The sequence below is a fragment of the Butyricicoccus sp. AM05-1 genome (assembly GCF_003474415.1).
GTDB classification, from domain to species: Bacteria; Bacillota; Clostridia; order Oscillospirales; family Butyricicoccaceae; genus Agathobaculum; species Agathobaculum butyriciproducens.
On sequence record NZ_QUDG01000009.1, the window covers coordinates 12393 to 32348 of the forward strand.

The following is a 19956-nucleotide window of genomic DNA, read 5'->3' on the forward strand; positions in this document are numbered from 1 at the left end:
AAAAGACAGACCAACAATCGAAATCATCGGTCTGTCTTTCTGACGCTCAGCGGAAAACCGCCGAGTAAAATGCTATTGAATTAGCCGATCATCTTTGCGGTGCTTACCTTGATGCCGGGGCCCATGGTAGAAGCAACAACGCAGGAACGAACGTACTGACCCTTTGCAGCAGCCGGCTTAGCCTTGATGATAGCACCCATCAGAGCGTCGAAGTTGTCCTGCAGCTTCTCAGCGCCGAAGGAAGCCTTGCCGATCGGGCAGTGGATGATGTTGGTCTTGTCGAGACGGTACTCGATCTTACCAGCCTTGGACTCCTGAACAGCCTTGGTAACGTCCATAGATACGGTACCAGCCTTCGGGTTCGGCATCAGGCCCTTAGGACCAAGCACGCGGCCCAGACGGCCTACAACGCCCATCATGTCCGGGGTAGCGATAACTACGTCGAACTCAAAGAAGTTCTCCTTCTGGATGCGCTCCATCAGGTCCTCTGCACCAACGATGTCTGCGCCTGCAGCCAGAGCCTCGTCAGCCTTTGCGCCCTTAGCGAATACAGCAACGCGAACCTGCTTGCCGGTGCCGTGGGGCAGAACGATAGCGCCGCGAACCTGCTGGTCAGCGTGACGGGAGTCAACGCCCAGCTTTACGTGCAGCTCGATGGTCTCATCGAACTTAGCCTTCGCGGTGGAAACAACGGTGGAAAGCGCTTCAGCCGGATCGTACTGCTTGGTGCGGTCGATCGTCTTTGCGCTGTCTACATACTTTTTACCTTTATGCACAATAAATCCTCCTTAAGTGGTTAAGCGGGAACTTGAATAACCCTCCCACTGTATGCGGCAGATAGCCGCAGCTTCGTACAACAAATAAAAACCGGAGATTACTCCTCGACGGTGATACCCATCGAACGGGCGGTACCCGCGATCATGCTCATAGCAGCTTCCAGGGAAGCAGCGTTCAGGTCGGGCATCTTGGTCTCTGCGATCTTCTGGCAGTCAGCCTTGGACAGCTTTGCAACCTTGGTCTTGTTCGGTACAGCAGAACCGGACTCGATGCCGCAAGCCTTCTTGATCAGAACCGGCGCCGGAGGCGTCTTGGTAACGAAGCTGAACGAACGGTCAGCATAAACCGTAATGATAACCGGAATAATCATGCCGGCATCGTTCTTGGTGCGCTCGTTGAATTCCTTGGTGAAAGCCATGATGTTTACACCGTGCTGGCCGAGAGCCGGACCTACCGGGGGAGCCGGGGTTGCCTTGCCTGCGGGAATCTGGAGCTTGATATAACCTACTACTTTCTGTGCCATGTTGAAAGGTTCCTCCTTCAAAAAATGTGGTGGCTGGCGAGTTCCTAATTGGCACGGAACTCTCCCACTTGCCGTAAATGCGGAAATCTATCTTCCGCTCATTGTCACTCGTCGAGAGTTTCAACCTGATCGAGCTCAAGCTCGACAGGGGTTTCGCGGCCGAACATGGAAACGGTTACGTTTACCTTGTTCTTATCCGGCTCAACCGACGATACAACGCCGATAAAGCCTGCCAGCGCGCCGTCGATAACGCGAACACTGTCGCCTGCGGCGTAGTTTACCTCGATCTCGCGCTTTTCCACGCCCATTGCGATGATCTCTTCCTCAGTCAGCGGAATCGGCTTGGAGCCGCCGGACTTGTCCTGACCCAGAAAACCGGTGCAGCCGCGCGTATTGCGGACCAGATACCAGGTTTCATCGGTCATGATCATCTTAACGAGCACGTAGCCCGGGTACAGCTTGCGCTCTACCTCGCGGCTTTTGCCGTCCTTTACCTCAACGACCTTCTCGGTCGGGATGTTGACGGCTTGGATCAGGTCATGCAGCTTGCGGTTTTCGACCGCTTTTTCGATCGAAGAGGCTACCTTGTTTTCGTAGCCGGAGTACGTATGAACAACGTACCATTTTGCAGCGTCTGACATTGTTGCCTCCTTTTAAGTTAGGCGGCGAAATGTTTAAGCAGCGTCTGGACACCAAGACCGAATACGATGTCAAGCACCCAGATGAAAATGCCGATGATGACTACGCAGGCGATAACGACCAGCGTATTATTCGTCGTCTGCTCACGGGTGGGCCAGACGATCTTACGGCATTCGCTCTTCAATTCGCGGAACCACTTGCCGATACGAGCAAAGAGACCGGGCTTTTTCGCTTTGGTTTCTTCAGCCATTAAGCTACTTCCTTTCCCTTACTTCGTTTCGCGGTGAAGCGTGTGCTTCCGGCAGAAACGGCAGTACTTGTTCATTTCCAGACGATCCGGATCATTCTTCTTGTTCTTCATTGTGTCATAGTTTCTCTGCTTGCACTCGGTGCAGGCCAGCGTGATCTTTACGCGCATAGATAACGGCACCTCCTTTTAATATCTCGCTTCGTTTCCGTATCCCTGTGACACGGCTTGAAGCTAATTGCCTCCCTCTGTCAGCGTTCCGACGTCAACTTTTCAGACACACGAAAAATAGGCGCAAAAAAAGAACCTGCATAGGTGTTTTTAGTATAGCATGTGAGGGATTTGCGGTCAAGCATTTTTTCTGAAAAAGTGCTGATTATTTTCGTTTTTTATGGTATACTCAGGGTAATCACACGGGCAGAAAACACCGATTTGAAAAACTGCCCAAGAAACAGGAGTATGACTATGCGTATTTTGGGCATTGATTACGGAGACGCCCGCACCGGCCTTTCGATCTCCGATCCTTCCGGCTTTCTGGCCGGCTCGCCGAGCGTGATCCACGAGTGGAATTACGCCAAGCTGGTGGACAAGCTGGCGGCATTCATTCAGGAAAACAAGATTGAGGAGATCGTCCTCGGCCACCCGAAGAACATGGACGGCACAGTTGGCCCTCGTGCCGAAAAGTGCGAGACTCTGGCGAAAGAGCTGGAGGAGCGCACCGGACTGCACGTTGTGCTGTGGGACGAGCGTCGCACGACGGTCGCCGCACACGAAATCCTGCACCGCAGCGGCAAAAAGGAAAAAAAGCACCGTCAGAACGTCGATGCAGTCGCGGCAACGCTTATCCTGCAGGGCTATCTGGATTTTAAGCGCCGCCAGTGATTTCCGGTATATCTATTTATATAGTATCCTTTTTCGGCACCTGTTTCCCGCAGGTGCCGTTTGCTTTTCCAATAACTTCTTTCGATAAGAAACATTTCTTGACGGTTTGGCTTTTTTCTGCTACAATAAGAAAAACTTCAATACTTTACCGTGTGCAAGTCCCGCTGCATGCGGTTTTTGTTTCTAAGGAGAATGATACATGTCTATTCTTTTCAGCCTGCTCACAAACCCGGTCACGATATCCGTACTGGTGCTCTGTGTTCTGTGCCTGACCGGTTTGAATGTGCTGCTGTCCATGCTCATCGCGTGCATCATCGGCGGCGTGGCCGGCGGTATCCCGCTGCTGAACGCGCCCGAGGGCACGCAGACCGTCATGCAGCTGCTGACCGGCGGCTTTGCCAGCAACGCCACGACTGCGCTGGCGTACATCCTGCTCGGCACGTTTGCCACCTGCATCGCCACGACCGGTCTGGCCGATATTCTGTCGAAAAAGCTGTCGCGCCTGCTCGGCGGACACAAACTGGCGCTCATTGGTGTGCTGACGCTCGTTGCCTGCCTGTCGCAGAACCTCATTCCGGTGCATATCGCATACATCCCGATTCTCGTGCCGCCGCTGCTCCGCATGATGAACCGTATGCGGCTTGACCGGCGTGCCGTTGCGTGTGCGCTGGCGTTCGGCCATAAAGCGCCGTATATCACCATTCCGTTTGGTTTCGGATTGATTTTTCAGCGCGTTATCGCGGATAATCTGAGTGAAAACGGTCTTTCTGTAACGGTCAAGGACGTTACCGCCGCCAACTGGAGCATTGGCGTTGCCATGCTGATCGGTCTGTTCATCGCCGTATTTGTCCTGTACCGCAAGCCGCGTGACTACCACGACATTGAAGCAGACACCTCCGCTGCCGAGGTAATTTCGGAAAAGCTCGAGTATCGCCATTATGTCATGCTTGCCGCCGCGATTGTTGTCGCAGTCGTGCAGGTTATCAGTCAGGATCTGGCGCTTTCCGCGCTGTGCGGCCTGATCATCATCATCGTGTTCCGCGCTATCAAATGGAGTGACATTGACGAGCAGATCGAGGGCGGTATCCGTCTGATGGGTCAGATTGCCATCATTATGCTGGTGGCAGGCGGCTACGCCTCGGTCATCAAGGCCACCGGCGGCATTGACGCGCTCGTAAACGCCGGTATTTCCGCTGTAGGCGGCAGCAAGGTTGTCGCTGCGATTGTCATTACGCTCATCGGCCTGCTGGTGACGATGGGCATCGGCACCTCGTTCGGTACTGTGCCCGTGCTCGCTGTGCTGTTCGTGCCGATGTGCAGCTCGCTTGGGTTCTCCACTCCGGCTACCATCCTGCTCATTTCGGCCGCCGCTGCCCTTGGCGATGCAGGTTCGCCCGCGTCCGATACTACGCTCGGCCCAACCTCCGGACTCAACGCCGACGGTCAGCACGACCATATCCGCGATACCTGTATCCCAACGTTTATCGCGTTTAATATTCCGATTATGATCTGCGCGATTTTGATGTCGCAGGTGCTGTAAAACAGCACCCCTGCAAACACCTCTGCAATAATAATTAAGGTTTAAGGCGCGACGATGAAAAACGCTCGAGATTACTCGAGCGTTTCAGTCTGTCGATAAAGTCAATCTATCGTTTTTACTTTTCGTGCGGCAGCACGCATAAAATAGAATTTGCACAGCAAATTCATAATTCCCGGGGGCATGGTCCAGACCGCCCTCTCTTGCCGCTATGCGGCAATTCACCTTGTGTACCTCGGGAATTATACAAGGGACGAAAAATCGTGCCCGTAGGGCGCGGCTTTTCGTCAAGATTCGATTGAAAGCGTGGTTTCAATCGAGAGGCTGCTCGAAAAACGGAGTTTTTCGGCAGCCTCAAACGCTCGAGATTACTCGAGCGTTTTTATTTTTATCCACAGCAATGTGGATAACTCAGTGGAAAGCTACTCCGTCTTTCCATCCAGAATTTCCGCAATATCGTCAACCAGCTGTTCCCAGTCATCCTCAGTGCCCTCGGTCTGCAGAAAGCCGGTGCCCATATCGTTGACAAAGGCGTGTCCGATGTCGATATAACTGTCGTAATCCGGCTCATGATAGCCGTATTCCGTGCCGAGCAGCACGATTTCGTCGCATTCATCGCCCTGCAGGTGCGCCATCGCTACATTGAGAAAGCCGTTTTCCGCCATGCTGTCATCATCGTCCGGCGCCGCCCATGCACGCTCCCAGTATTCGTCCTCATCCTCGTTGAACAGGCCGTCCTTGTAATAGTCCAGCTCACGCCGAATGCTCTGCTTGAGAAAATTTCGGTCCATGTTATTCGCTCCCCTTTTCTCTGTTCTGCGACTTTATTATAGCATGTGCAACTCGTTTTTCAAGTCGGTAAATTATCCACAAACTTGTGGACAAATTTGTGCGCAATTTCTTTTCATACACGCTCCGCTGTGCTATACTGCTGACAGAACCATCAGGCGAACCGAGGAACCCAGCATGAAAACATTAGGCATTGACATCGGCACCACAACAATCAGCGCGGCTGTGCTCGAGGACGAGCAGTTCCTCGCCAGCGAAACGCGGGCAAACGGTGCCTTTATTCCGTCTGCGCTGGCGTGCGCACGCGAGCAGGACGTGGAAAAGATCACGCAAACCGCACTTTCTGTTATCGAAACGCTGTTTGAACGCTATCCGGATATTCATTCCATCGGCGTGACTGGGCAAATGCACGGCATTCTGTATGTGGATGCGGACGGTAATGCCGTCAGTCCGCTGTACACCTGGCAGGACGCGCGCGGCAGCCTGCCGCACAGCAAAACCGAAAGCTGGGTGCAGTATCTCACGCGCGTGACCGGATACCTTGCCGCGGCAGGCTATGGTCTGGTAACGCACGCGTACAACCTTGCCGCCGGACTTGTGCCGCCCGCCGCCGTCACCTGCTGCACCATCGGTGACTACCTTGCCATGCGGCTGTGCGGATTGGCTGCGCCGCGCATGGATGCCAGCAACGCCGCAAGCATCGGCTTTTTCGACGCGGAACGCTGTGCTTTCGACCAAAACGCTCTGCAAAAAGCCGGTATCGACCCGAACTTTGTCCCGCAGCTTGCCGCCGAGCCGGTAATCGGGCACTTCCGGAATGCGGCTGTCTGTGCCGCCATCGGTGACAATCAAGCCAGCTTTCTGCGCTCGGTGCGCGACAAAACCGCTGAAATGCTCGTGAATGTCGGCACCGGCAGTCAGTTTTCCGTGTTTACGCCGCACTATCTGCAGGCAGACGGCTTGGAGACCCGTCCCATGCCGGGCGGCGGCTATCTTCTGACCGGTGCTTCGCTGTGCGGCGGACGCGCTTACGCGCTGCTCGAGCAGTTTTTCCGCTCCACCGCGTCCATGCTCGGCACGGAAGTGCACAGCTGCTACGACGCAATGACGCGTCTGCTAAATGAAAATCCGCGTCCGGATGATGTGCCTGCCGTCTGCACCCTGTTTGAAGGCACGCGCGCGGACAGCAGCCTGACCGGCAGTATTTCCGGTCTTACAACGCATAATTTCACGCCTTTACACCTGATTTACGGCGTGATGGACGGCATGGCCGACGAGCTGCACCGCATGTACACCGCATATCGGCAGGCCGGCGGTACGCCGAAAAGGCTGATTGGCTCGGGCAACGGTCTGCGGCAGAACCGGTATCTGCAGCAGCGCTTTGAGACAGCCTTCGGCTGTCCGCTCACGCTATCCGATGGCCGTGAGGAAGCTGCCGCAGGCGCGGCACAGTTCGCTGTGGAGCAGCAGATTTGACAGCAGCAAGATTATTGAACAAGTCGTATCATCAATATTTTGAATTTCGCGCGTTAGTGCGCATGAATAGCGTTTGCTTTGCAAATGCCAAAAAGTCAGGGCGTGTACCTGCAGGGTTCGGAAAGGATGGAACGCTATGCAAGCCTTCAAAAAAGTCGATATGGAAAGCTGGCCTCGCCGTGAGCACTACCGCTACTATACCGAGGCTCTCAAGGTTGAATTCAATATGACGGCGCCGGTGGATGTGCAAAACCTGCTCCGTTTCTGTCATGCACACGGCTATAAATTCTACGCAGCAGCGATTTACTGCGTCACCAAGGCGCTGGGCCGCATCGAGAACTTCCGCATGTTCAAAAACGCGGACAACGAACTCTGTGTCTGGGATAAAATCGTGCCGAATTTCACGTTCTTTCATCCGGATGACTGCACGTTTTCCGACTGTTGGACGGACTTTTCCGAGGATTTCCCCACGTTTTACAACGCCATTACCGCAGATATGGAGACCTATAAGGATGTCAAGGGCATCAAGACCAAGCCGAATCAGCCTGCGAATTTCTACTGCGTATCCTGTACGCCGTGGACGACGTTTACCGGCTGCGGCAGCCGCGTCGCGGACGGACAGCCTGCATACTTCCCCATCGTTGTCATGGGCAGATACGAAAAATGCGGCGAAAAGGTCAATATGCCGGTCAATATCACCATTGCACATGCGGTGGCAGATGGATACCACGCCGGTTTGTTCTTCCGGTATCTGCAGGAGGAACTGGATGCTCTGCACTGAATGTACAAAAATCCACGCTTTTCTTTGTGAAAAGTGTGGATTTTCTCATTCATCCTGTCCAAATATTGCCCCATCCAACATCAGCACATCCTCCATCGGAATCACCGTGCCGTCTGTCAGGGTCAGCCGCCGCGTGAACTCATCCGCCTTTTTGACCACACCGGAAACTGTGCGGTATGCACCGCCGGATTTGCGTTCATCCGGCACAAAATAGGTGATCTCCACCTCGGGTTCTGCATCGAGCACGGAAAGCAGCAGCCGATACCGCTCGTTAAGTGCGGTCAGCATGGTCTCGTCCAGCTCGATTTTGCGGTCGGTCAGCCGCGCTGTCTCACGGATAACACCGGCATACCCGGTCAGCGCCGCAAACGGCGAAAACTGCGCCGCACGGTCGCTCATGGGCATCTGCGGACGGGTCGGGGAGACATGATGCGGCAGATTCATAATCCCGGCGTATTTTCGATTGTCGATTGCGGACATGCTTCACCTGCTTTCTTCTACTGCGTTTCGTCCAGAAAAATCCACAGCAACTCATGTGCGTCTGCGGAACTCCGGTCGGCCTTGGTGATTTTGAGATGTACCCGGCTGCCGTCCCGTATCTGATAGGTCATCTCCAGCGAACCATGCGCCGCAATCTGCTCCTCTATATAGCTGTAATCCAGCAGCTTTGCAAATTCGTCATAATACTCCGGATGAACCAGTTCGCGGCAGTACTCACGCACGGAAGACATAAACGCATGATGATTATTCTCCAGCATGGTCTTAAAATACGGCGGAACATAAATATACCGACAGGTATCCTGCTTGGCATTGACCATGTACACTCCCCTGTAAAGCGGCGCGATGGCCTGCAGAAAACGGGTAACATCCTGCTTTTTGATGAGCAGCTGCTCCAGCTTGTCATCTATGATGCGCATTTGACGGATACCGCCGTTATTGCGGTAAAACTCCATCTTATCATGCCGCATGGCCGTTTCAGCCCGATTGACCGTCTCGTTCAGCGTCTGCCTGTCCGTGCTCTCAGACACGCCGACCGAGACCTCATAACCCATCTCACGGATTGTGTGACGGAACGCCGCAAGGCTTTCTGCAAGCTCCTCCGGCTGACGCGCCGGACACAGCAGGACAAACTCATCACCGCCGATGCGGTATGCGCAGTCGTCCGGGAAATACTTCCGAATCCCGTCCGCAATCGAGCGCAGCATATGGTCGCCGGCCTCATGTCCCAAGTGGTTGTTGATCTCATGTAGGCCGACGGCATCCATGTAAATGCAGGTCAGCCGCGCATAATTCGCCAGCTGAAAGACCTTGAGATCGTGCTCGTACTTGCAGCGCGTGTACAGATGGGTCAGCACATCATGATTATAGTAGTCCTCGGAATGGTCGGCTGTGTGGTGTGACAGCTGCAGCTCCTTCTCACCGAGCACGATGGACTGACCGTTCTCACCGTTCTTGAGTGAAAGCGTGATTTCCATATTTTCATCCAGAATCATATCATCCGGATATCGTTTTTCCAAATATTCCGCTACCAGACGCAGGACATTTCCGGCGTGATAGCCTTTTTCGCAGATAATTTTCATTAGCTTCTCCGTATGCAGCTGCCTTGCGGCTTCGCAATCCTTCCAGAAAAGATATATTTCCCATATTATTGTGAATATATTATATTTCCTTTGATTGCCATATACAAGGGTGACTGCCTGAAATGTCGAATTTTCGACATAGAACGTCAGTGGAGAGGCAGAATCAGGCAATTCATTTACATTGCCTTAGCATGTTTTTCCGATTATGCGTTATGCCCGCCGATTTTTCCGTTTCGCTCGATGGCAGTTGCACCTTCCTCAAGGTTCATGCCCTTGAGCAGCGCGTTTTTGCCGTATTTGCTCTTGATGGCAAGCGCCGCCTGCTGCAGCTTTCGTTCCCGCTCGAGTGCGGCCTGCTCTGCCCTCCGGCGCTCCTGCTCGGCACCATAGTCGGTAAACAGGTCAAGCTGCTCACACCGAGCCGGCTGGGGCGCGTCAGATTCCGGAAGGATGTGATCTGCCACCAGATACATGCGCCGGATGAGCAGATTCGGGTCGATAATACGGTCGAACAGCGTGGTCGCTGCGTCCATGAGCTTTCGCGTAGACGAGGTCAGTTCTCCGAGACTCTGCGTGCCGTGTGCAGATTTTGGAAGCGTGCGCCCGTAGCGATCGGTCTCGGTCTTGCCGTGGTAGTTAATCCGCCGTGCCGGATCGTTCAGGTTATCAATATCATACCCGACGGTCAGCACAAGCCGGTCGGTGACCAGGCCCTTGCTCACCAGATCAAGTACCAGCTGATCCGCCATTTCGCGGACAACCAGACGTGCCTTGTCCGCTGTATACGGACACGCGAGCACCTGCCCGGTGCTGATGCTGTTGGTGCTCGGCTTGTAGGCTTTGATATCTGCGACCGTGCACGGCTCCCATCCCCACGCATGGTCGATGAGCAGCTCCGCGTTTTTGCCGAACAGCTTATACAGCAGATCCTCGTTTTTCTCCGAGCACAGCGCGATATCGCCCATAGTGCACATGCCGTACTGCTCGAGCTTTTTTGCGGTGCCGCGTCCCACGCGCCAGAAATCGGTAAGCGGCTGATGTGACCACAGTTCATGCCGGAATCTGCGCTCGTCCAGCTCGGCGATACGCACGCCGTCGCGGTCGGCGGGAACGTGCTTAGCAACAATATCCATCGCCACCTTGCAAAGAAACAGGTTGGTGCCGATGCCTGCTGTGGCCGTGATGCCGGTGGTGTTCAGCACATCGAGAATGATTTTCCGCGCCAGCTCACGCGCGGTCAGGCCGTAGGTCTGAAGATAGCCGGTCACGTCCATGAACACCTCGTCGATCGAGTACACAACCATGTCCTCCGGTGCGACATATTTCATGTAAATGGCATAAATCCGGCTGCTGTACGCCATATAATGCGCCATATGCGGCGGTGCGATGATGAAATTCATCGCAAGAGACGGGTTTTCCCGCAGTTCCGCAGCAGAGTAAGACGCGCCGGTGAATGTGTGCCCGGGCGCACGGCGCTGCCGCTCGGCGTTGACCTGCTTGACGCGCTGACGTACCTCAAACAGCCGTCCGCGGCCGGAAATGCCGTAGCTTTTCAGCGACGGCGTGACTGCCAGACAGATGGTCTTGTCCGTGCGGGTCTCGTCCGCGACAACAAGGTGCGTGTCGAGCGGATCCAGCCTGCGCTCCCGGCACTCCACGGAGGCATAGAAGGATTTCAGGTCGATGGCAAGGTAGGTGTGGGATCGCATGGTTATGCCTCCTATCAGCGTGTCAGTCAATCAGATAACGATTTTGTATCAGATATTGGATATTCGGGTTATCCATAGATAATTTTCCGGTAACACAGTTCAAATAAGCAAGTAATATCTGTAAATGTGTTCTATATAAGGTTACGGATAGATAATTATCGTTTAGGGCAATACCGCATAATTGAACAAGAGCGATTTGCGAATAAATTTTGCGTACTTTTGTAAAATACATTATAATTTTACCCTTTTCAAGAGAACACCGTCAAGAAAAACCGTCCTCTCTTCCCAGTATTCCGCAATCCTATGGATAAATTATGGTCTTCAGTGATTTATTGTGCTATACTATCCACAGAACATCCCCAAAAGGAGGAACTTTATTATGGTACAAGTGAATGCGCTCGGTGACACATGTCCGATTCCGGTCATCAAAACGCTGCACGCGCTGCAGGATTTGAAGGGTGCGGGCACGGTTCAGACGCTGGTAGATAATGAAATTGCGGTGCAGAATCTGACCCGCCTTGCGGAGAGCAAGGGCTGCTCGATCACAACCGAAAAACGCTCGGACAAGGAGTTCTGCGTGACGATCACGACCGAAAACACCGTCGGCAAGGCAGAAGCCGATGAGCAGATTGCCTGCACCGTACCGGCGGCGCAGAAAAAGACGGTCGTTGTCATTTCCGCCGACCACATGGGCGAGGGCGACGAGGAGCTGGGCCGCATTCTCATCAAGGGCTTTATTTTTGCGCTCACCCAGCAGGAGCACCTGCCGAGCACGATTCTGTTCTACAACGGTGGCGCACGCCTGACCTGCGAAGACTCGGCATCGCTCGAGGATCTGAAAAACCTGGCATCGCTCGGTGTGGAGATTCTGACCTGCGGTACCTGTCTCAACCACTATGGCCTGACCGACAAGCTGGCAGTTGGTGACGTGACCAACATGTATGTCATCACAGAGAAGCAGATGCAGGCCGACCTCATTCTGCGCCCGTGATGCGGCGCAAACGGCCGTTTGCGGTCATCGCGTTTGCGTCCACCGAGCAGGCGCTCGCGGCAGAAGCCATGTTCACGCAGCGCGGTCTGCCCGGACGCATGATCCCGATTCCCTCTCAGGTGAGCGCAGGCTGCGGACTGGCATGGAAGGCCGAAACAAGCGAGGAACAGGTGCTCCTCGACACTCTGCGTGAAACCGGCATCGGATTCGAGACACATGCTCTCGTCGAACTGTTCGACTGACGGAGGAAATCATGATTTATCTGGATAACGCAGCGACCACGCTGCACAAGCCGCCTGAAGTCGCAGAGGCGGTCAAAAACGCCATTCTTACCGCAGGAAATGCATCGCGCGGCGCACACGGCGTGTCGCTTTCCGCGTCGCGCATGGTGTTCGAGACGCGGAGCAGGCTGGCGAAGCTGTTCGGCTGTCTGCGTGCGGACCATGTTGTATTCACCGCGAACTCCACCGAGGCGCTGAATATTGCACTCTACGGTCTGTTTTCGTCCGGCGATCACGTCATTTCGACCGATCTGGAGCACAATTCCGTGCTCCGTCCGCTGTATGATCTGCAGACGCGCGGCGTATCGGTGGATTTTGTATCAGCGGACCGTCAGGGCAATATCCGCTATGAGGATATGGAAACGCTCTTTCGCCCGGAAACCAAGGCCGTTGTCTGCACGCATGCATCCAATCTGACCGGAAACCTGCTCGATATCGCCAAAATCGGTGCAAGGGCGCACGCACACGGTGCCCTTCTGGTTGTCGATGCATCGCAGACGGCAGGTGCGGTACCGATCGACATGCAGCGCATGAACATTGACGTGCTCTGCTTCACCGGCCACAAGGGCCTGATGGGTCCGCAGGGAACCGGCGGTCTGTGCATCCGGCCGGATGTGGAGATTCAGCCGCTGCTCCGCGGCGGTACCGGCATTCACTCCTACGACCGCGAGCAGCCGCAGGCGTATCCCGCACGGCTCGAAGCGGGCACGCTCAATACGCACGGCATCGCCGGACTGCATGCCGCGCTGAAATTTATCGAAAAACAGACCGTGCAGGCCATCGGAGCACACGAACGCGCACTCATGCGGCGGTTTTACGACGGTGTGAAGGACATTGACGGCGTGACCGTCTACGGCAATTTCTCCCGGCCGGAACGCGCAGCTGTCGTGGCACTTAACATCCGCGATTATGACTCCGCCGAGGTCGCGGACGCGCTGTTTGCCGATTATGACATCGCCACACGCGCCGGTGCACACTGTGCGCCGCGCATGCACGAGGCGCTCGGCACCGTGCAGCAGGGCGCGGTTCGCTTCAGCTTTTCGTATTTTAACACGGAAACTGAGGTCGATACCGCAATTGCCGCCGTGCGGGAGCTGGCGGAGTAATCCTGCATTTTCCCCAAAGGAGCCTTACCTATGAGCAACCAGCTTGCCGTGCTGTTCCCCGGCATCGGCTACCATATCGACAAACCGCTGCTGTATTACAGCGCCAAACTTGCACGCGCACGCGGCTGTTACCTGCTCGCAGTGCAGTATCCTGCTCTGCCGACCGGTTTGAGAGGCCATGCCGAAAAAATCGAACAGGCTGTGCAGACCGCGCTTTCTGCCGCAGAGGAACAGCTTACCGCCATCGACTGGACCGCTTACGACCGCGTTTTCTTCCTCTCGAAGAGCATCGGCACTGCGATTGCAGCACGCTACGCCGTCCGGCAGGGCATTCATCCGCGGCAGGTGTACTACACGCCGATTGAGCAAGCCCTGCCCTATCTCGACCCGACCGGCATTGCCTTTCACGGCACCGCCGATCCGTGGGCGGACACCGAGATGATCACGAACGGCTGCCGGAAGATCGGCATTCCGCTCTATCTGACCGAAAACGCCAACCACTCAATGGAAACCGGCGATACCTTGCACGATATTTTTATTCTGCACGATATTATGGATGAAACCGCACACTGGATGGATTCTACGACGTAACTGCCGTTTTCCGTTTACTTTTTCCGCCCTCTATGATAAAATAGACTATCATAATGAGGAAGTATGTCTATGAGAAAAAATGTACTCGAATATTTGGAATCCTCTGCCCGAATGCACGCGGACAAGCCTGCGTTCTGCGATGAGAACCGCGTGTTCACCTTCGGCGAGCTGCTGAAGGCCGCACAGGGTCTGGGCACGCACCTTGCCGGAACCGTCGATACGCTGCACAAGCCGGTCGCGGTTTTGATCGGCCGCACGGCCGAAAGCGTTGCCGCGATGCAAGGTGTGCTGTATGCGGGCGGCTGCTACGTTCCGATCGACGACCACATGCCGGAAGCGCGTATCCGCCGTATTTTCGAGCAGGTTCATCCCGCCGCTATCGTCTACGCTGAGGGCAACCGCAGGCAGGCTGAGCCGCTTGCCGACTGTGCCCCGCTCATCTCGATGGACGAGGGCTTTGCAGTACCGGCTGACGCAGACCTGCTGCAGTCCATCCGTGAGAACGTGCTGGATATCGACCCGGTTTATCTGCTGTTCACCTCGGGTTCGACCGGTGCGCCGAAGGGAATCGTCATTCCGCACCGTGCGGTCATCGACTTCACCGACTGGATGAGCGAGTTCTGCGGCTACACTGAAAACGATGTTTTCGGCAATCAGGCACCGTTTTACTTTGATCTTTCGTGCAAGGATCTGTACCAGACCCTTTCGCTCGGTGCAACCTGCCATATTTTCTCGAAAAAGCTGTTCACCTTCCCGATGCTGCTGCTCAAGGAGATGGAGCGTGTCGGCGTGACCGCCATCAACTGGGCGACCAGCGCGTTTCACTTCGTGGCAAGCTCGGGTGCGCTGAGCAAATGTGCACCGCCCACGCTGTGCAAAGCCGCTCTCGGCGGTGAAGCGCTGCAGGCGCGCTATGTGAACGCGTGGAAGGCCGCGATTCCGGGGCTCGAGGTTGTCAATATGTACGGACCGACCGAGACCACCGTGGACTGCGCCGCATTCCACCTCACCCGCGACTACCGCGACGATGAAGCCATTCCAATCGGCAAAGCCTGCCGCAACATGCAGATTGTGCTGCTCGACAAGGACGGCAAGCCTGTTCCGGACGGCGAGGCCGGCGAGATCTGCGTGCGCGGCAGCGGACTGGCCAGCGGCTATTTCGGCAACTGGGAAAAGACGAACGAATGCTTCATCCAGAACCCGACAAACCCGTATTTCCGCGATATTCTGTACCGCACGGGCGATATCGCCGTCAAGAAGGACGACGGTCTGCTGTATTTCCTGTCGCGGCAGGACGGCCAGATCAAGCACATGGGCTACCGCATCGAGCTTGGCGAGATCGAGACCGCGCTGCACAGCGTGGACGGCATCGCCGCCGCAGCCTGCCTGTTTGACCGCAGCCGCGACCGCATCCTCTGCATCTACGAGGGCGAGCCGGATGCCGCGGCACTCGCGCGTGCCATGCGCAGACTGGTACCCAAGTATATGCTGCCCAACATCTATGAAAAGCTGGACGCACTGCCGATGAATGCCAACGGCAAGATCGACCGCGTCAAGCTGAAGGAGCAATTTATCCATGCGGAAGATTGAGAATTTCGCACAGATTTCCGATCTGCTGAACGCACAGCTCAAGCGCGGTGTCCTCACCAACAACTTTCTGCGCGGTGAGGACTACACGCGCGAAATCGAAAACGGACTGTACATCCACGAGGCAGACGGCGCTCTGCTACTGTTCCGCGAACGCGGCAACCACCTTGTGATGACGTTCTACCTGCATCCGGGCGCGGTGCTCTCCCTGCCGGAGACGGACAGGCCGGTTGTGACCGAGCTGTCCTGCCGCGCGAAAGACGCGGAGGTCATGGCTAATGCCGCCGAGCAGTTCTGTGCCCTCGGTTTTCGTCAGGTGCTGCGCCGCACGCGGCGCACCCGCAAACCGGAAGCATTTCCGATGGAAACAACCGCAGTTCCTGCAAAACCGGAGGATTTCGAGGATGTTTCCCACTTTTTAAGTGAGCACTTCTCCGCTCTCACCGGCTGTCTGCCGACTGCGGACGATCTACGTGAAAACCTCGCAACCGGCCACACCGTTATCACCCGGGACGAACAGGGCGTTTCCGGCGTGCTGCATTTTGCGGTTTCCCGCGTCTCTACCGAAATCCGGCATCTTGCCGTGCGTGCGGACTGCCGCGGACGCGGACTGGCAGGCGAACTGCTCACCGCCTACCTGAGTGTGACAGACGGCGTAAAAAGTCAGGTATGGGCGCGGACCGGCAATGCTCCGGCCGAGCATTTTTACGAACAACACGGCTACCGGCCCGACGGATGGACTTCCGCCGTGCTGCAATATAATTAAAGGAGAAATCGACCATGAGAGAAAAAATTATCGAAATTCTGAATGAGATCTGCCCGGGCAACGACTTTGAGAACGAAACTGCCATCATCGACGACGGCATCATCGATTCCCTCGACATCGTAGCCGTTATTTCCGAGCTGATGGAGGAGTTTGACGTTCAGCTGGGTGTCAACGACCTGACGCCGGAGAACTTCAACTCGGTTGACGCCATCGTTGAACTGATCGAGAACGCGCAGGACTAATGGCTTTTACTTCCGCTTCATTTATCGTACTTACCATTGCGAGCGTGCTGCTCTACTACATCGTGCCGAAAAAGGCACAGTGGTGCATCCTGCTGCTGGCGAGTGCGGCGTTTTACATGGCCGGCTCGGTCAAGGCGTTTGCGTGGGTGGTTCTGGTAGCCGGAATGACCTGGGTAACCGGACTTATTCTCGGACGCTATAACGCCATCAAGCCTGCCGACAAGGCGCAAAAGGCCCAAATACAGCACAAAAAGAAGCAGATCGCGATAATTTGCGCGGTCTGCTGTTTTGGCTTGCTCTACGCGATGAAATACTGGAATTTTACGCTCGAGCTGCTGCCGTCCACGCTCGGCAATCGCATTCCCCGATGGGATTTTGTCGTGCCGCTCGGTCTGTCGTTTTTCATTTTCCAGTCCATGAGCTACGTTATTGACGTGTACCGCGGCAAATATGCGCCCGAGCGCAATCCGCTGCGCTACGGTCTGTTCGTATCGTTCTTCCCGCAGATGGTGCAGGGACCGATCAGCCGTTTCGATCAGCTGGCGCCGCAGCTTACCGCAGAGCGCAAGCTGTGCTGGGATGACCTGCAGATCGGCATTCAGCTGGCGCTCTGGGGTTACTTCAAAAAAATCGTCATCGCCGACCGCGCGGCTGTTCTGGTAAACAACGTCATCATGGAGAACTGTCCCTACGGCGGTGCTGTCATTGCGCTCGGTATTCTGTTTTACTGCATTCAGCTGTACTGCGATTTTTCCGGCGGCATCGACATCACACGCGGCGTCGCGCGTATGTTCGGCATTGATATGACGCTCAACTTCCGCCGACCGCTGTTTTCCACCTCGCTCACCGACTACTGGCGCCGCTGGCACATCACACTCGGTGCGTGGATGCGCGACTATGTGTTCTATCCTCTGGCGTTTTCCAAGCCGTTCGGCAAGCTCGGCAAGTGGGCGCGCAAGCATTTCAAGGGCATGATGGGCAAGATCTGTGCCACCTCGACCGCTACGTTTATCGTGTATTTGATCATCGGCATCTGGCACGGCGCCAACTTCCGCTACATTGCATTCGGCCTGTGGAACGGTATCCTCATTACCGCTTCCCTGCTGATGGAGCGCCGCTTCCTTTCGTGGAAGGAAAAGCTGCACATCAACGACAAATCGACCGGCTGGCGTATTTTTATGACCGTCCGCACGTTCGGACTGGTGTTTATCGGCCGTTATTTCACCCGCGCACCGCGTCTCAAGACTGTATTCACGCTGCTCGGAACGACCGTGCTGCACCCGCATTTCAGTGAGTTTACGTCGGTTGTGCCGACGCTTGGACTGGGTATTTCCGACTTTATCATCATTTTTGTCGGCATTCTCATCGTCCACGGCGTGGAGTTCTTTGAGGAACGCGGCACGGATGTGCAGGCGTGGCTCAATGAGCGCCCGGCGCTCATGCAGCTGACCGTGCTGACCGTTTCGCTCGTGGTCCTGCTGCTGTTCGGCATTTTCCGTGCCGGATACATCTCGTCCGAGTTCATCTACAAGCAATTTTAAGGAGGCAGAGCATGAACGCAAAAAAATGGGTGCTTTCTCTGCCCGTTATCGTGCTGATCCTGGCCGCACTGCTGGCCGGATTCAACTACGTCACCGACCCGTTCGGCGCGTTCGGCGACCGGTTTATGCAGTGGTTTTCGTATGACGAGACCAACAACCCGCGTGCGGCGAAAATCTCCTATCTCGAGCAGCACCATGACGAGTACGACTCGTATTTCCTCGGCTGCTCGTCCACCAGCTCGCTGCCGACCGAATCGTTTAACGAGATGCTGAACGCGAAGTTCTACAACCTCATCATGTACGGTGCGGATATGAAGGACTGCGAAAAGATCGCAAACTACCTGATCGACAACTACACAGTCAAAAATCTGGTGCTGAATGTGTATCTGGACAACGGCCTGACCTACGATGATGAGTCCAACAAGCTGACCCACAGTCTGCACTACAAGACCGACCCGGATATGTCCGCGCTGTCGTATTACTCGCGGTTTCTCCTCGCGGACCCGCGGTATGGCTATCAGAAGCTGGTGAACAAGAAGAAAGACACGCTCATGCCGCAGTCGTTCGATGTATTCGACGAGCAGACCGGCGCATATGACAAGCGCGTGCGTGATGTGGAACCGATCGGTTCGACCGCGGATTATCTGAACGCCTATCCGGTATTCACCAATTATCCCAACCACGAACCGCTGCACCTGTACAAGACCGAAGCCTGCATGCAGTCGGTGGCTGCAATCCGCAAGGTTTGCGAGGAAAACGGCGTTAATCTGATTGTGCTGACCGCTCCGGTGTACACCGACTATTACAAGAACTTTTACGACGAGGATATCACGAATTTCTACGAATCTCTTGCCAAAGTGACCGATTACTGGGATTTTTCGTCCTCGTCTGTCAGCAGTGAACCGCGCTTCTTCTACGACAGCACGCACTTCCGCAACAACATTGGCGAGATGATGGCAACCCGCATTGCCGAGAAGGAATATCCCGACTTTACGCCTGCCATCACCGCGATTCCGTCGGATTTCGGCACTTATGTAACGGCTGACACGCCGCATGACTATTTCACGCAGCGTCCTGCACCGCGCACGGACAACGATACCGCCGTTAAGGTTCCGGTGCTGACGTGGCACCAGCTGACCGAGGATGTGAGCGGCTCAGCTACCATTTCGCCCGAAGCCTTCCGCCGGCAGATCGCAGCGCTCCATGACGCCGGTTACAACACCGTTTCGCTCGAGCAGCTGCGCGATTACGTCTACAACGGTACGCCGCTGCCCGAGAAACCCATCGTTCTCACGTTTGACGATGGCTATCTGAGCAACTACGCGGACGCATTCCCTGTTCTCAAGGAATACAACATGAAGGCGACCATTTTCGCCATCGGCGTTTCCATCGGCAAGAATACCTACAAGGATACCGACCACGCCATGACACCGCACTTCGGCGCGGCTGAAATGCAGGAAATGGTGGATTCCGGCCTGATTTCCATCCAGAGTCACACCTATGACATGCATCAGTGGCCGCCGTTCGAGGACGGAAACGACCGTGTTCGGGAAACACTCGCGCAGCTGCCCGACGAAAGCGATGAGGACTACGAAGCCGCTGTCAAGGCTGATATCCAGCAGAGCCAGCAGGCCATCGAGCCGATCACCGGCGAAAAGGTCAACGCGCTGTCCTATCCGGAAGGTGCGTACGGCACACTGACGATGGATGCGCTGCGCAGCCAGGGCATCGAGCTGACGTTCACCACCCAGCCGGGCGTGAATGCGGTCGTACAGGGTTTGCCGCAGACGCTGTACAGCATGCACCGCATTACCATGACGGAAGACACCAACATGGATGAATTTCTGGCGGAACTCGCAAAATAATATCTATGATATAGAAAACGCAGACTGAGAATATTCTCAGTCTGCG

Annotated in this window: 22 protein-coding genes; 13 read left to right on the forward strand and 9 right to left on the reverse strand. The window is 55.3% G+C overall.

The features are described from left to right. Positions 1–80 precede the first annotated feature (80 nt). The 5 genes from rplA to rpmG all read right to left on the reverse strand — a co-directional run bounded on the left by rplA (position 81) and on the right by rpmG (position 2357). A complete protein-coding gene (rplA, locus tag DW088_RS11775; RefSeq protein ID WP_118360867.1) occupies positions 81–776 on the reverse strand; it encodes a 50S ribosomal protein L1 in 696 nt (231 codons plus the stop codon). Between the two features lie 98 nt (positions 777–874). Further along, complete coding sequence (rplK, locus tag DW088_RS11780; protein ID WP_110435834.1) at positions 875–1300, reverse strand: 50S ribosomal protein L11; 426 nt, start codon at positions 1298–1300, stop codon at positions 875–877. A 104-nt stretch (positions 1301–1404) separates the two neighbouring features. Beyond that, the gene (gene nusG / locus DW088_RS11785; RefSeq protein ID WP_110435833.1) at positions 1405–1941 is read right to left on the reverse strand and encodes a transcription termination/antitermination protein NusG; all 537 of its coding nucleotides are present in this window, start codon (positions 1939–1941) and stop codon (positions 1405–1407) included. A 17-nt stretch (positions 1942–1958) separates the two neighbouring features. Continuing rightward, on the reverse strand, positions 1959–2189 hold the full coding sequence (gene secE / locus DW088_RS11790) for a preprotein translocase subunit SecE (protein WP_110435832.1): 231 nt from the start codon (positions 2187–2189) through the stop codon (positions 1959–1961). An 18-nt stretch (positions 2190–2207) separates the two neighbouring features. After that, positions 2208–2357, reverse strand: coding sequence for a 50S ribosomal protein L33 (gene rpmG / locus DW088_RS11795; protein ID WP_110435831.1), 150 nt, complete (start codon positions 2355–2357; stop codon positions 2208–2210). Between the two features lie 294 nt (positions 2358–2651). Between rpmG and ruvX the strand changes: the two genes are divergently transcribed. Both ruvX and DW088_RS11805 read left to right on the forward strand, forming a co-directional pair. Further along, on the forward strand, positions 2652–3068 hold the full coding sequence (gene ruvX / locus DW088_RS11800) for a Holliday junction resolvase RuvX (RefSeq protein ID WP_117491465.1): 417 nt from the start codon (positions 2652–2654) through the stop codon (positions 3066–3068). Positions 3069–3267: 199 nt separating this feature from the next. Further along, positions 3268–4608 (forward strand): Na+/H+ antiporter family protein, encoded by a 1341-nt coding sequence (locus DW088_RS11805; protein ID WP_118360868.1) that lies wholly within the window; start codon positions 3268–3270, stop codon positions 4606–4608. 419 nt (positions 4609–5027) lie between these two features. Here the strand turns inward: DW088_RS11805 and DW088_RS11810 are convergent, their stop codons facing one another. Next, on the reverse strand, positions 5028–5396 hold the full coding sequence (locus tag DW088_RS11810) for a hypothetical protein (RefSeq protein ID WP_116705445.1): 369 nt from the start codon (positions 5394–5396) through the stop codon (positions 5028–5030). A gap of 175 nt (positions 5397–5571) precedes the next feature. Between DW088_RS11810 and DW088_RS11815 the strand changes: the two genes are divergently transcribed. Next, complete coding sequence (locus DW088_RS11815; protein WP_118360869.1) at positions 5572–6870, forward strand: sedoheptulokinase; 1299 nt, start codon at positions 5572–5574, stop codon at positions 6868–6870. Positions 6871–7006: 136 nt separating this feature from the next. Then, positions 7007–7651: a CatA-like O-acetyltransferase gene (locus DW088_RS11820; RefSeq protein ID WP_118360870.1), complete on the forward strand. Its 645-nt coding sequence runs from the start codon at positions 7007–7009 to the stop codon at positions 7649–7651. Positions 7652–7696: 45 nt separating this feature from the next. Here the strand turns inward: DW088_RS11820 and DW088_RS11825 are convergent, their stop codons facing one another. From DW088_RS11825 to DW088_RS11835, 3 genes are all read right to left on the reverse strand, one after another. Next, positions 7697–8131 carry a hypothetical protein gene (locus DW088_RS11825; protein WP_118360871.1) on the reverse strand — a complete coding sequence of 145 codons (435 nt, stop codon included), beginning with the start codon at positions 8129–8131 and terminating at the stop codon, positions 7697–7699. 17 nt (positions 8132–8148) lie between these two features. Beyond that, the gene (locus DW088_RS11830) at positions 8149–9231 is read right to left on the reverse strand and encodes a GGDEF domain-containing protein (protein ID WP_118360872.1); all 1083 of its coding nucleotides are present in this window, start codon (positions 9229–9231) and stop codon (positions 8149–8151) included. Between the two features lie 203 nt (positions 9232–9434). After that, the gene (locus tag DW088_RS11835; RefSeq protein WP_118360873.1) at positions 9435–10940 is read right to left on the reverse strand and encodes a Y-family DNA polymerase; all 1506 of its coding nucleotides are present in this window, start codon (positions 10938–10940) and stop codon (positions 9435–9437) included. A 379-nt stretch (positions 10941–11319) separates the two neighbouring features. On the opposite strand from DW088_RS11835, the gene yedF reads away from it, so the two are divergent. The 9 genes from yedF to DW088_RS11880 all read left to right on the forward strand — a co-directional run bounded on the left by yedF (position 11320) and on the right by DW088_RS11880 (position 19910). Further along, a complete protein-coding gene (gene yedF, locus DW088_RS11840) occupies positions 11320–11931 on the forward strand; it encodes a sulfurtransferase-like selenium metabolism protein YedF (RefSeq protein WP_118360874.1) in 612 nt (203 codons plus the stop codon). Next, positions 11931–12173, forward strand: a complete 243-nt coding sequence (locus tag DW088_RS11845) for a DUF3343 domain-containing protein (protein ID WP_118360875.1) — start codon at positions 11931–11933, stop codon at positions 12171–12173. The genes yedF and DW088_RS11845 overlap by 1 nt, the downstream gene beginning before the upstream one ends. Before the next feature lie 11 nt (positions 12174–12184). After that, entirely contained in the window at positions 12185–13318 is a 1134-nt protein-coding gene (locus DW088_RS11850; RefSeq protein WP_118360876.1) for an aminotransferase class V-fold PLP-dependent enzyme, read from the forward strand. Positions 13319–13348: 30 nt separating this feature from the next. Further along, complete coding sequence (locus DW088_RS11855) at positions 13349–13909, forward strand: alpha/beta hydrolase (RefSeq protein WP_118360877.1); 561 nt, start codon at positions 13349–13351, stop codon at positions 13907–13909. 69 nt (positions 13910–13978) lie between these two features. Further along, positions 13979–15499: an amino acid adenylation domain-containing protein gene (locus DW088_RS11860; RefSeq protein ID WP_158574684.1), complete on the forward strand. Its 1521-nt coding sequence runs from the start codon at positions 13979–13981 to the stop codon at positions 15497–15499. Beyond that, a complete protein-coding gene (locus DW088_RS11865) occupies positions 15486–16262 on the forward strand; it encodes a GNAT family N-acetyltransferase (protein WP_118360879.1) in 777 nt (258 codons plus the stop codon). Before DW088_RS11860 ends, DW088_RS11865 begins: the two co-directional genes overlap by 14 nt. A gap of 14 nt (positions 16263–16276) precedes the next feature. Further along, positions 16277–16504, forward strand: a complete 228-nt coding sequence (locus tag DW088_RS11870) for an acyl carrier protein (RefSeq protein ID WP_110435814.1) — start codon at positions 16277–16279, stop codon at positions 16502–16504. Beyond that, positions 16504–18045 (forward strand): MBOAT family O-acyltransferase, encoded by a 1542-nt coding sequence (locus DW088_RS11875; RefSeq protein WP_118360880.1) that lies wholly within the window; start codon positions 16504–16506, stop codon positions 18043–18045. The genes DW088_RS11870 and DW088_RS11875 overlap by 1 nt, the downstream gene beginning before the upstream one ends. 11 nt (positions 18046–18056) lie before the next feature. Beyond that, positions 18057–19910, forward strand: a complete 1854-nt coding sequence (locus tag DW088_RS11880; protein WP_118360881.1) for a polysaccharide deacetylase family protein — start codon at positions 18057–18059, stop codon at positions 19908–19910. Positions 19911–19956: the final 46 nt, after the last annotated feature.